The sequence below is a fragment of the Salipiger sp. 1_MG-2023 genome, from assembly GCF_030547555.1.
GTDB lineage: Bacteria > Pseudomonadota > Alphaproteobacteria > Rhodobacterales > Rhodobacteraceae > Salipiger.
Window position 1 is genome coordinate 15,999 of the sequence record NZ_JAUOQN010000004.1, and the last position, 12,520, is coordinate 28,518.

The window sequence follows — 12,520 nt, forward strand, 5'->3', positions numbered from 1 at the left end:
GTGACGCTCTGGCAGCGCTGAAGGCCGGTTGTGGCGTTTCAGCGTTGCCAGAGCTTTTACTTGGCAGTCCATGCGTGGGGCAATGCCCCGGCATAGGGGCCGTGTCAGCCGTTGCCATGCCCGGTAAAGCGCGCCGCATCCGCAGCCGCACGGCGGATGGCGTTGGATTTATGCACCGTCTCCTGATATTCGGATTCCGGATCGCTGTCGTAGACCACGCCGCCGCCTGCCTGAATATACAGCTTTTCATCTTTCACGATGGCGGTGCGCAGAGCGATGCACATGTCCATGTCGCCGCCCGCGCTGAAATAGCCGACACCGCCGCCATAGACGCCGCGCTTTTCCGGCTCCAGCTCGTCGATGATTTCCATCGCGCGCACCTTGGGGGCGCCGGACACCGTTCCGGCGGGCATCCCGGCAAAGAAGGCCGACAGCGCGTCCTGATCATCGGCCAGCTCGCCCACCACGTTGGACACGATATGCATCACGTGGCTGTAGCGTTCGATGATGAACTTCTCGGTCGGGCGCACAGTGCCGATCTTGGACACCTTGCCAGTGTCGTTGCGGCCCAGATCGAGCAGCATCAGATGCTCGGCCAGCTCTTTCTTGTCGGCGAGAAGATCGGCCTCGAGGGCGCGGTCTTCCTCGGGGGTGGCGCCGCGCGGTCGGGTGCCAGCGATGGGGCGGATGGTGACCTCGCGGCCAAAGACCCGCACGAGGATTTCGGGCGAGGCACCGATGACCTGAAAGCCGCCGAAGTTGAAGTAGAACATGAAGGGCGACGGGTTGGTCCGGCGCAGGCTGCGATACAGCGCAAACGGCGGCAGCGGGAAATCCTGCGTCCAGCGCTGTGCGGGCACCACTTGAAAGATGTCGCCTTTACGTATGTAATCCTTGGCTTTTTCGACAGCAGCCTTGTAGCTTTCGCGGGTGAAATTCGACACCGGCTCGCCGATCTCGCGCGCCTCGCCCAGATCGCGGCTGGCCTGCGGCATGGCCCGTTCGAGATCGCGGACCGCGTCCATCACCCGTTCGGCGGCACGGGCATAGGCGGCGCGAGCGGACACGCCCTCGGACACCCATGCCGGGGCCACCACCGTCACCTCGCCCTTGACGCCATCGAGCACGGCAACCACCGAGGGACGCAGCATCAGCGCGTCGGGCAGGCCCAGCGGGTCGGGGTTCACGTCGGGCAGTTTTTCCACCAGCCGGATCATATCGTAACCGAGATAGCCGAACAGCCCGGCAGCGGCCTGCGGCAGATCATCCGGCAACTCGATACGGCTTTCGGCCAGCAGCGCGCGCAGGCTGGTCAGCGGGTCCTGATCGCAAGGCACAAAGGCCTCGGGGTCGAACCGCGCCTGCCGGTTGATCTGCGCGGCCTCACCATGGCATTTCCACACCGTGTCGGGCTTCATGCCGATGATGGAATAGCGCCCGCGCACCTCGCCGCCGGTCACCGATTCCAGCATGAAGGCATCCTTGGCAGCGCCCGTCAGCTTGAGCATCAGCGACACCGGCGTGTCGAGATCTGCCGCAAGACGCGCATAGACCACTTGGTTCTGACCGGCCTCGTAGCCGGGGGCGAATTCGTCGAAACTGGGAATGAGCGTGGCCATGAGCTTACCGGATATTCGTGAGCACGGCGTTGACCGCCGCCTGATCGACGTTGACGCCCGCGCGCTGCTGCACATCGGCGTTGAAGGCGGAGAACAGGTCTTGCGCGACGGAATTGCCCGCCTGCTGGCGCAGGATCTGCGAGAGCATCTGCACCTGCGCGTCCTGCATGTCGACCGGGGTGACTTCGTCCAGCCGGATGACGACGGCGCCGTCATTGGCGGGCAGGGCGCGGGTCTCTCCGGGCTGCATCTCGAACAACGCGGCGATCACACTGGCGGCAAGGCCGTCGGGTTGGCTGTCGCGGCGCAGGCCGCTGCTGGTCTGGGTGCTCAGCCCCTCATCTTCGAAGCTGGCACCGCCTGCAATCGCCTCGGCCTTCACCTCGGCCTGCGCGGTGAGCGCCTCGGCGGCTTTCTCGGCGTCCCAAAGCTGGCGGACCTCGTCAGCCACATCGTCATAGGGGGCCGGTGCGGGCGGGTTGATGGCATCGACGCGCAGGGCGAACAAGCCGCCATCGCCCAGCCGTTCGATGGCCGGATAGTCGCCTTCGACTGCCTGCGCGGCGGCGGTGTTGAAGGCGCTGTATTGCGCCGGGCCGTCGCTGCTGCTGTCGGTCCAGTCGATCTGGCCAAGCTGCATGTCGGTGTCAGCGGCGAGCTCTTCCAGCGTCGCGCCGCCGGCCAATTCGTCATCCAGCGCCTGTGATTGCGCGTCGATGGCCTTGCGGGCCTCGTCCATGGCGACGCCGTCGCGCAGGGCATCGCGGGCCTCTTCGAAGCTGGTTTCCTGCGCCGGGAAAACCCCGTTCACCCGGTACAGCGCCGGGCCAAAAGGCGATGGTGCCGGGCCGACCACCTCGCCGGTCTGCGCGGAAAACACCGCATCGGCGGCCTCGCCCAGCTGCTCTGCGTCCTGATCGCCAAGGTCGGTGTCTTCGATCTGCAGGCCGCGGGTTTCGACCTCGTCTTCGAAGCTCGCCGCGCCAGAGGCGATGCGTTCGGCGGCGGCCTGCGCTTCGGCCTCGTTGCCATAGACCAGCCGTTCGACCAGACGCCGTTCGGGCATGTTGAATTCGGCGCGCCGTTCCTCATAGGTGGCGCGCAGCACGTCCTCGGTGATCTCGACGCTGTCGATGATCATCGACGGCGTGATCCATGCATAGGTAATCGCGTGGGTTTCGGGCAGGGTGAAGCGGTCGATGTTGGCATCGTACCAGTCTTTCAGCTGCGCCTCGGTCGGTTCGGGAATGCCGATGGTCAGCGCATCGCGGCCCAGCGTCGCCCATGTCAGGCTGCGGGTTTCGCCGGCGTAACCAAGCAGCGTGTCGATATAAGTGTCGGGCAGGGTGGTCCCGGCAAGGATCGCGCCTTGCAGGATCGAGCGGGCGGCATCGGCGCGCAGGCTGTCCTCGAACGCGCCTTCGTTCAGCCCGGCGTTGCTCAGCGCAAAGGCATAGGCATCGCGGTTGAAGCTGCCGTCGGGGCCGGAAAAGGCGTCGATGTCCTGCAGCGAACTGGCCACCTGCGCATCGCCCACCGACAGGCCGATCTGCAACGCCTCGTTGTCGAGCGCGGCGTTGCTCACCACGCGGGCCAGCACCTGCTGGGTCAGCCCCATTTGCCGCGCCTGTTCCAGCGTCACCGCCTGCCCGGATTGCTGCGAGAGCTGGCGCATCTCGCTGTCAAGCGCGCGGGCGTAATCGGTGCCCTTGATCGGGATGTCGCCCGCGGTTCCGATACGGTCGGTGGTGCCGGTGAAATTCACCGTGCCAAAGGCGCCGAAGCCGACAAAGGACGCGATCAGAACGCCCCAGACCGCATATTTTGTGATGCCGTTCTTGCGCGTCATGGTGCGTTTTCCCCGTATTGTCTGCCTTGGCCTCGTGGCGCCAGTGTCTAAGCCGCGCCGTCACTGCCCGCAAGGGGCCAGTCCAGCGCCGCAAGCCGGTCGAACAGCTCTTCGATGCCGCTTCGGTTCACATTGGCGTAGGCGATGCGAAGATGGCGCGCGCCGGTGGCGTCCCCGGCAGGCGTGAACATGGTGCCCGGCAGCACCAGAACACCGGCCTCTGGCACCAGCTTGGGGCCCAGTTCGTCGGAAGACATGGCAAACGGGTGTTCGAGATAGGCAAAATAGGCGCCAAGCCCCTTGAGCACCCAGCCCTTTTCCTCAAGCTTGGGCATGTTGTCGGCGATGGCGGCGCGGCGATCAAGGATCTCGTCGCGCTCGCCCGCGAGCCAGTGCGACAGGTTCTGCAGCCCCCAGAGCGCCGCGTGCTGGCCGAGCTGCGGCGCGCAGATCGCCACGGTGTCCTGAAATTTCTCGATCTCCTGCAACAGCGCCGGGTCGGCGATGATCGCGCCAACGCGGTGGCCGGTCAGGCGATAGGCCTTGGAAAAGCTGTAAAGCTGCACCAGCGTCTTGTCCGCACCCTTGCGATTGAGCAGGTCATGCGGCGCGCCGCTGCGGCTGTCGAAATCCTTGTAGGTTTCGTCGACGATCAGCTTCAGGCCCTTTTCCACCGCCAGATCGAACAGCGCGTTCAGCGTCTCGGCGGGGTATTCGACGCCGCCGGGGTTGTTGGGCGACACCAGCACGATGGCCTGCGTGCGTTCGGTGATCAGGGCGCGGGCGGTGTCGGCATCGGGGAGCAGCTGCTCATCGGTGGGCAGCGGGACGGTGGTCACGCCCTGCATGTCGAGCCACATCTTGTGATTGAAGTACCACGGCACCGGCAGCAGCACCTCGTCGCCATTGCCGCAGATCGCCGACAGGGTCGCGGCAAAGGCCTGATTGCAACCGGCGGTGATCGCGACCCGCTCTGGCGCGACCGGTGCGCCGTAATGGGCCGACCAGTTGGCGGCCAGCGCCTCGCGCAGGGCGGGCAGGCCAAGCACGGGGCCGTAAAGATGGGTTTCCGGCTTTTCCAGTGCCTCGGCCATGGCGCGACGCAGCGGTGCGGGCGGCGGGTCGATGGGGGCGGCCTGACTGACGTTGATCAGCGGGCGTTCGGGCGGGAAGGTGATGCCAGCAATCCAGCGCTTGGCCTCCGGCACGGGGGGCACAAAGGTCGATTGGGTGCTGCTGCTGTGGGTCATGATCTGTCCTGCCTCGAAATTTGCCGCACGCTAGCAGCGGCGGCGGGTAGGGGGAAGGGTCAGACTGCGGCCGCAAAGGCGCGGGCTGGTGGCTGTCAGTCTCGTGGACCGCGCAAGCGTTTCGCGGGGGCGCATCCTGTCGCAGCCCTTCGCCCGCCCGGGCACGCCTTGGCGACAGGCTGAAGGGCGCGCCGGAACAGAAAACCCCGCGCCTTGATCGGGCGCGGGGCAAAGTCGAGATCATCCTGGATCGGGCGCTCAGTCGCTGACGCCGCGATAGGGTTTGACGTATTGCAGCGCCATGTCCCACGGGAAAAAGATCCACGTGTCCTGACTGACCTCGGTGATGTAGCTGTCGACCATCGGCTTGCCCTTGGGCTTGGCATAGACCGTCGCCACATGCGCCTTGGGCAGATGCTTGCGCACCACTTCCAGCGTGCGCCCGGTGTCGACCAGATCATCGACGATCAGCACGCCGGTGCCGTCGCCCATCACTTCCATGTCGGGAAATTTGATGACCTTGGGCTCGCTTTGCGCCTGATGATTGTAGCTTTTCACCGAGATCGTATCGACAAGCCGGATGTCCAGCTCGCGCGCAACGATCATCGCCGGGGCCATGCCGCCGCGGGTGATGGCGACAACGGCGCGCCAGCCGCCATCCTCGGGGCCGTGACCCTGCATCCGCCAGGCCAGCGCCCGCGCGTCGCGGTGCAGCTGGTCCCAGCTGACGTGAAATCCTTTTTCATGCGGCAGGCGATCCAGATCCATGGCGTGTCTCCTCAGGCTTTGGTGATGTCCGGCGCGTCCACCGCCTTCATTCCGACCACGTGATACCCCGCATCGACGTGGTGAGTCTCGCCCGTCACACCGCTGCCCAGATCGGACAGCAGGTACAGCGCCGAGCCGCCGACATCGTCGATGGTCACGTTGCGCCGCAGGGGCGAGTTGTAGGCGTTCCAGTTCAGGATATAGCGGAAATCGCCGATGCCGCTGGCGGCCAGCGTCTTGATCGGCCCGGCAGAGATGGCGTTGACGCGGATGCCGTCCTTGCCCAGATCCTCGGCCAGATAGCGCACCGAGGCTTCCAGCGCCGCCTTGGCAACGCCCATGACGTTGTAATGGGGCATGATGCGTTCGGCGCCGTAATAGGTCAGCGTGATCGCCGAGCCGCCCTTGGTCATCATCTTCTCAGCACGCTGCATCACGGCGGTGAAGCTGTAGACCGAGATATCCATGGTCAGCGTGAAATTGTCGCGGCTGGTATCGACATAGCGCCCGCGCAGCTCGTTCTTGTCGGAAAAGCCGATGGCGTGGACGATGAAATCGATGTTGTCCCAGCGCTGCTTGATTCCGTCGAACAGCGCGTCGATCGACGCCTCGTCGCCTACGTCACAGGGCAGCACGAAATCCGATCCCAGTTGCGCGGCCAGCGGGCCGACCCGCTTTTTCAGCGCGTCCCCCTGATAGGAAAAGGCCAGCTCGGCACCAGCGGCGCTCAGCGCCTTGGCGATGCCCCATGCGATCGACTTGTCGTTTGCGAGGCCCATGATCAGGCCGCGCTTGCCCGCCATCAGAGTGTTTGACATTCCCATTCCCCAACCGGCATTGCTATGTTTCCGATCCCTTTAGACAAAGCCCGGCAGGGCTTCAAGGGCCGGGACTGTTGGCGCCCCACAGCAATGGAGATCATGATGTCTGACCGCACCGGAATATTCGCGGGGGACGACCCCTTTGCCATTGCCCGCAGCTGGCTGGCCGAGGCCGAAGCGAGCGAGCCGAATGATCCAAACGCCATCGCCCTGTCGACGGTCGATGCGCAGGGAATGCCCAACGCCCGCATGGTGCTGCTCAAGGATATCGAGGACGCGGCCTTTGTGTTCTACACGAATTACACCAGCGCTAAGGCACAAGAGATCGAACATGGCGGCAAGGCCGCCTTTGTCATGCATTGGAAATCGCTGCGCCGACAGATCCGGGTGCGCGGCACGGTCACCCGCGAAGACGGGCCGCAGGCGGATGCCTATTATGCCTCGCGCTCGCTGAAGTCGCGACTCGGGGCGTGGGCCTCGCAGCAAAGCCAGCCTTTGGCCTCGCGCGCGGCACTGATGGCAGAGGTCGCAAAGGTGACGGCGAGCCATGGCCCGATGCCCGCCCGTCCGCCTTTTTGGGGTGGATTCAGGATCGCCCCGGTTGAAATCGAGTTCTGGGCCGATGGCGCCTTCCGGTTGCATGACCGGTTTTGCTGGCGGCGCGAGAAAATATCTGACCCATGGTCTATAAAACGGCTTAATCCTTAGGCCAATGCTAAGATGACGCAAGGGCCACTATAAAAAACTGTACCATACATCTCTTGCATTTCATGTGCACACTATCGCAAGAGGGGGCGGGGATACGCGAACAAGAATAATGGAAATGCAGTTGAAACAGCACGATGATGAGGACCAGCACGTCCTCGGCAAAGTGAAGTGGTTTGATCCAGTTAAGGGATTCGGCTTCGTTATTGCCGATGCAGGGGGGCCGGATATCCTTTTGCATGCGAACGTTTTACGCAACTTTGGGCAGAGTTCCGTCGCAGACGGCGCCTGTATCGAAATCACGGTCCAGCGCACCGACAGGGGCGTGCAGGCCATTGAGGTCCTGAAGATCTCGCCGCCAGAAGCGCCGGAAGGATTGCCGCTTGCGGACTTCGAGGGAATCGATCCCGAGATCATGCGGGCCGCTCCGCTGGAACCGGCGCGGGTGAAATGGTTCGACAAGGCCAAGGGGTTTGGCTTTGCTAATATTTTCGGCTCTTCGGACGATATCTTCATTCACATCGAAGTGCTGCGCCGGTCAGGCCTTGCCGACCTTCAGGCTGGCGAGGCGCTGGCGCTTCGCAAGATTCCGGGCAAACGTGGCCTGATGGCAACCGAGGTCTGGGCATGGGAAGCCGCACTCTCCACTTCCTGACGCTGCTCGCGCTGCAGGCGGCCTCACCCGTCAGCGCTGCCGAGTGCCGCGACGATACGCTCTGGTTGCGCGGCGACTGGGGATCGGCGCGTTTTCACGTCTCTGTCGCGGATGATGCGGCCGAGCGTGCGCAGGGGCTGATGTATGTACAGAAAATGCCAAGCGCCACGGGGATGCTGTTTGCCTACGAGCGCGAACAGCCCGTATCCTTTTGGATGAAGAACACCTTCATTCCCCTCGATATGATCTTTGCCGATGCAAGCGGTCGGGTGACGCGGGTGCATTCCAACGCGGTGCCCCATGACGAGACCCCGATCCCCAGCGGAGCGCCGGTGCGCTACGTTCTCGAGATCAACGCGGGGCTGGCAAAGCAGATGGGCATTGCGCCCGGCAGCCAGATTCAACACCCGGCCATCGCCGATCCGGTCTGGCCGTGCGACTAAGACGCGTTTTCGCTCTTTTCAATCCCATGCCTCGCCTGTAAACGAGGCCCGTCGGGGCGTAGCGCAGCCTGGTAGCGCGTCTGTTTTGGGTACAGAAGGCCGTGAGTTCGAATCTCGCCGCCCCGACCATCTTCCTCAGCACCACATCTTTATCCGCTCCGCCGCGCTGACTCGTCGAGTCGCGTGGTTTTGCCGGTTTTTTGATCACGCGGCAGTGCTCCGCCTGCATGGGCCGGGCCGGGGCGAAAAAACGCCAATCCGCTGAGTTATCTTCAGGCAAGTTGTCAACATCTGTGGATAAACAACGCCGCTCGGCAGGTTTTCCCAAGGGAACAGGCCAGCCCGTCGCAGGGGGCTGATGTGGATAAGGCAAGAGCAACCCATAGCCCTAGTGGCACGGCTTTGGGTCAATACCAAATATATGTAAAAAGGGTCAAAAAATTCGTTGACCATTACCTTAGATTGAGGCCAGTTTGTGCAGACCCGAGGTCGCAACACAAGATGTAGTGGTCTTTGGCGGGGATAAACCGACACGACATAGCAGTGACAGACCGCGGCGAGGCGGCGACGAGGGCAGGGCAACTGCCATCGGCTGGTCGGGTGTTCCTACGCTTCGGGGGTGGTTTGAGCATATCTGAAGGCAGAGGCAGAGCGATGAAGATCGAGAGAAAATACACCCGGGCAGGTCAGGACGCCTATGCAGGGATCGAGTTCGTCACCACGAGCTCGGAGATCCGCAACCCGGATGGCAGCACTGTCTTCAAGCTCGACACGCTCGAGGTTCCCGCAAACTGGAGCCAGGTCGCTTCGGACGTCATCGCGCAGAAATATTTCCGCAAGGCGGGCGTGCCCACCGACCTGAAGAAGGTTGCGGAAAAGGGCGTGCCGCAGTTCCTGTGGCGCTCCGTCCCGGCCAACGCTGACACGCCGCGCACTGGCGAAACCTCGGCCAAGCAGGTGTTCGACCGGCTGGCAGGGGCATGGGCCTATTGGGGCTGGAAGGGCGGCTATTTCGGCTCCGAGGATGACGCCCGCACCTATTACGACGAAATGCGCCACATGCTGGCGGCGCAGGTCGCAGCGCCCAATTCGCCGCAGTGGTTCAACACCGGCCTGCACTGGGCCTATGGCATCGACGGCCCGTCGCAGGGGCACTTTTACGTCGACTACAAGACCGGCAAGCTGACCAAATCCAAATCCGCCTATGAACACCCGCAGCCGCACGCCTGCTTCATCCAGTCCGTCAGCGACGATCTGGTGAACGAGGGCGGCATCATGGATCTGTGGGTGCGCGAGGCGCGCCTGTTCAAATATGGCTCGGGCACCGGCACCAACTTCTCCAGCCTGCGCGCCGCGAACGAGCCGCTGTCGGGCGGCGGCAAGTCGTCGGGCCTGATGGGCTTTCTGAAGATCGGCGATCGCGCCGCGGGCTCGATCAAGTCGGGCGGCACCACGCGCCGCGCCGCCAAGATGGTGATCTGCGATGCCGACCACCCCGATATCGAGGAATTCATCAACTGGAAGGTCAAGGAAGAGCAGAAGGTTGCCAGCCTTGTCGCCGGGTCCAAGATGCACGAGCAGATGCTCAACGGTATCTTTGCCGCGATCCGCAACTGGGACGGTCTGGAATCGGATGCCTATGAGGCCAACGCCAACCTTGGGCTGAAAAAGGCCATCCGCGAGGCCAAGAAGGTGTCGATCCCCGAGACCTATATCAAGCGCGTGCTGGATTACGCGCGGCAGGGCTATGCCTCGATCGAATTCCCGACCTATGACACCGATTGGGATAGCGAAGCCTACGCCTCGGTTTCCGGCCAGAATTCCAACAACTCTATCCGCGTCACCGACGCTTTCCTCGACGCGGTCCGCAACGGCCAGCCGTGGGAGCTGATCCGCCGCACCGATGGCTCGGTTGCCAAGACCGTCGATGCCAAGGAGCTGTGGGAGCAGATCGGCCACGCGGCCTGGGCCTGCGCCGATCCGGGCATCCAGTTCCATGACACCGTCAACGCTTGGCACACCTGCCCCGAAGATGGCGCGATCCGCGGCAGCAACCCGTGCTCGGAATACATGTTCCTTGACGATACCGCCTGCAATCTTGCGTCGATGAACCTGCTGACCTTCCTGCAGGACGGGCGCTTTGACGCCGAAACCTACATGCATGCGACGCGGCTCTGGACGCTGACGCTGGAAATCTCGGTGCTGATGGCGCAGTTCCCGTCCAAGGAAATCGCGCAGCGCAGCTATGATTTCCGCACGCTGGGCCTTGGCTATGCCAATATCGGCGGCTTGCTGATGAACATGGGCCTTGGCTATGACAGCGACGAGGGCCGCGCCCTTGCCGGCGCGCTGAGCGCGATCATGACCGGCGTCGCCTATGCCACCTCGGCCGAGATCGCCGGAGAGCTGGGCGCATTCCCGGGCCATGAGCGTAACGCAGAGCACATGCTGCGCGTCATCCGCAACCATCGCACCGCCGCCTTCGGGCAAAGCGAGGGTTACGAGGGCCTCGCCGTCAAGCCGGTGCCGCTGGATATCGACAACTGCCCCGATCACAAGCTGGTCGAACTGGCCCAGACCAGCTGGGACGAGGCGCTGCGCCTTGGCGAAGCGCATGGTTATCGCAACGCTCAGGTGTCGGTCATCGCCCCCACGGGCACCATCGGCCTTGTGATGGATTGCGACACCACCGGCATCGAGCCCGATTTCGCGCTGGTGAAATTCAAGAAGCTCGCGGGCGGCGGTTACTTCAAGATCATCAACCGCTCGGTTCCCGGCGCGCTTGAAAAGCTGGGCTATGGCTCGGCGCAGATCGAAGAGATCGTGTCCTACGCCGTCGGTCACGGCAGCCTGGGCAATGCACCCGGCATCAATCACACCTCGCTGCGCAGCCGCGGCTTCGGCCAGACGCAGATTGAAAAGATCGAAGCCTCGCTGGCCACCGCCTTTGACATCCGCTTCGTGTTCAACCAGTGGACGCTGGGGGCCGAATTCTGCCGCGACGTGCTGAAGGTTCCGGCGGAAAAGCTCAACGATGCCAGCTTCGAGCTGCTGCGCCATCTTGGCTACAGCAAGGCCGAGATCGACGCCGCCAACGATCACGTTTGCGGCACCATGACGCTGGAAGGCGCGCCGCATCTGCGCCCCGAGCATATCGGCATCTTCGATTGCGCCAACGCCTGCGGCAAGAAGGGCAAGCGCTACCTGTCGGTCGAAAGCCACATCCACATGATGGCGGCGGCGCAGAGCTTTATCTCGGGCGCGATTTCCAAGACCATCAACATGCCCAACTCGGCGACGGTCGCGGATTGTCAGGCTGCTTACGAGCTGTCGTGGTCGCTTGGGGTCAAGGCCAACGCGCTGTACCGTGACGGATCGAAACTGTCGCAGCCGCTGGCCTCGGCGCTGATCGAAGACGATGACGATGCGCTAGAAATTCTGGAAACCGGCACGCCGCATGAAAAGGCGCAGGTCATCGCCGAAAAGATCGTCGAGAAGGTGGTCATCAAGGAGGTGGTCCGCGCCGGGCGTACCAAGATGCCCGAGCGCCGCAAGGGCTATACGCAAAAGGCGGTTGTCGGCGGTCACAAGGTCTATCTGCGCACCGGCGAATATCAGGACGGCGCGCTTGGCGAGATCTTCATCGACATGCACAAAGAAGGCGCGGGCTTCCGTGCGATGATGAACAACTTCGCCATCGCCGTGTCGGTCGGCCTGCAATATGGCGTGCCGCTCGAGGAATTCGTCGACGCCTTCACCTTCACGAAGTTCGAACCGGCGGGCATGGTGCAGGGCAATGACAGCATCAAGAACGCCACCTCGATCCTTGATTACATCTTCCGCGAACTGGCGGTGAGCTATCTGGATCGCACCGACCTTGCCCATGTCAAACCCTCCGGGGCGACCTTCGACGATCTGGGCCGCGGCGAGGAAGAGGGCGTCAACAACGTCAAGGAGCTGTCCGAAGGCACCGCGGCGCGCTCGCTTGAAATGCTCAAGCAAATCTCCTCGACCGGCTATCTGCGCAAGCGTCTGCCGCAGGAACTGGTGGTGCTGCAGGGCGGTCAGGCGACGATGACCGGCACCGGCGGTGCGATGGCGGTATCCGCACAAAGCAGCGTCGCCACGCTGACCGGGACTACCTCGGCCACCGCGATGGATGCGCGGGTCAAGGCCAAGATGCAGGGCTACGAGGGCGAGGCCTGCGGCGAATGCGGCAATTACACGCTGGTGCGCAATGGCACCTGCATGAAGTGCAACACCTGCGGCTCGACCTCGGGCTGTAGCTGACGGAACCACGAGGGCGGGGCGCCTTGAAGCGCCCTGTCTGCCTCCGGGACGGGTGCGCTCGTCCTGTCGCGGGCAAGGCAGCAGGCATGAAACAGTCCGGGCGGTAAACCATAAGCCTTG

Annotated in this window: 9 protein-coding genes and 1 tRNA gene; 5 read left to right on the forward strand and 5 right to left on the reverse strand. The window is 63.4% G+C overall.

Going from position 1 to position 12,520, the window contains the following annotated elements:
- Positions 1–104: 104 nt before the first annotated feature.
- The 5 genes from trpE to fabI all read right to left on the reverse strand — a co-directional run bounded on the left by trpE (position 105) and on the right by fabI (position 6,304).
- Positions 105–1,619, reverse strand: coding sequence for an anthranilate synthase component I (trpE, locus tag Q4543_RS03330; protein ID WP_303436337.1), 1,515 nt, complete (start codon positions 1,617–1,619; stop codon positions 105–107).
- 4 nt (positions 1,620–1,623) lie between these two features.
- Positions 1,624–3,468 carry a peptidyl-prolyl cis-trans isomerase gene (locus tag Q4543_RS03335; protein ID WP_303436338.1) on the reverse strand — a complete coding sequence of 615 codons (1,845 nt, stop codon included), beginning with the start codon at positions 3,466–3,468 and terminating at the stop codon, positions 1,624–1,626.
- 47 nt (positions 3,469–3,515) lie between these two features.
- Positions 3,516–4,718, reverse strand: coding sequence for an aminotransferase (locus tag Q4543_RS03340; protein WP_303436339.1), 1,203 nt, complete (start codon positions 4,716–4,718; stop codon positions 3,516–3,518).
- A gap of 258 nt (positions 4,719–4,976) precedes the next feature.
- Positions 4,977–5,486, reverse strand: a complete 510-nt coding sequence (gpt, locus tag Q4543_RS03345) for a xanthine phosphoribosyltransferase (protein WP_303436340.1) — start codon at positions 5,484–5,486, stop codon at positions 4,977–4,979.
- An 11-nt stretch (positions 5,487–5,497) separates the two neighbouring features.
- Positions 5,498–6,304: an enoyl-ACP reductase FabI gene (gene fabI, locus Q4543_RS03350; protein ID WP_216004881.1), complete on the reverse strand. Its 807-nt coding sequence runs from the start codon at positions 6,302–6,304 to the stop codon at positions 5,498–5,500.
- A 105-nt stretch (positions 6,305–6,409) separates the two neighbouring features.
- Between fabI and pdxH the strand changes: the two genes are divergently transcribed.
- The 5 genes from pdxH to Q4543_RS03375 all read left to right on the forward strand — a co-directional run bounded on the left by pdxH (position 6,410) and on the right by Q4543_RS03375 (position 12,400).
- Entirely contained in the window at positions 6,410–7,015 is a 606-nt protein-coding gene (pdxH, locus tag Q4543_RS03355; protein WP_303436341.1) for a pyridoxamine 5'-phosphate oxidase, read from the forward strand.
- A gap of 109 nt (positions 7,016–7,124) precedes the next feature.
- Entirely contained in the window at positions 7,125–7,667 is a 543-nt protein-coding gene (locus Q4543_RS03360) for a cold-shock protein (protein ID WP_303436342.1), read from the forward strand.
- Positions 7,640–8,110 carry a DUF192 domain-containing protein gene (locus Q4543_RS03365; RefSeq protein WP_303436343.1) on the forward strand — a complete coding sequence of 157 codons (471 nt, stop codon included), beginning with the start codon at positions 7,640–7,642 and terminating at the stop codon, positions 8,108–8,110. Before Q4543_RS03360 ends, Q4543_RS03365 begins: the two co-directional genes overlap by 28 nt.
- Positions 8,111–8,162: 52 nt before the next feature.
- A tRNA-Pro gene (locus Q4543_RS03370) sits at positions 8,163–8,239 on the forward strand.
- A 525-nt stretch (positions 8,240–8,764) separates the two neighbouring features.
- The gene (locus Q4543_RS03375; protein ID WP_303436344.1) at positions 8,765–12,400 is read left to right on the forward strand and encodes a vitamin B12-dependent ribonucleotide reductase; all 3,636 of its coding nucleotides are present in this window, start codon (positions 8,765–8,767) and stop codon (positions 12,398–12,400) included.
- The last annotated feature ends 120 nt before the right edge of the window (positions 12,401–12,520 follow it).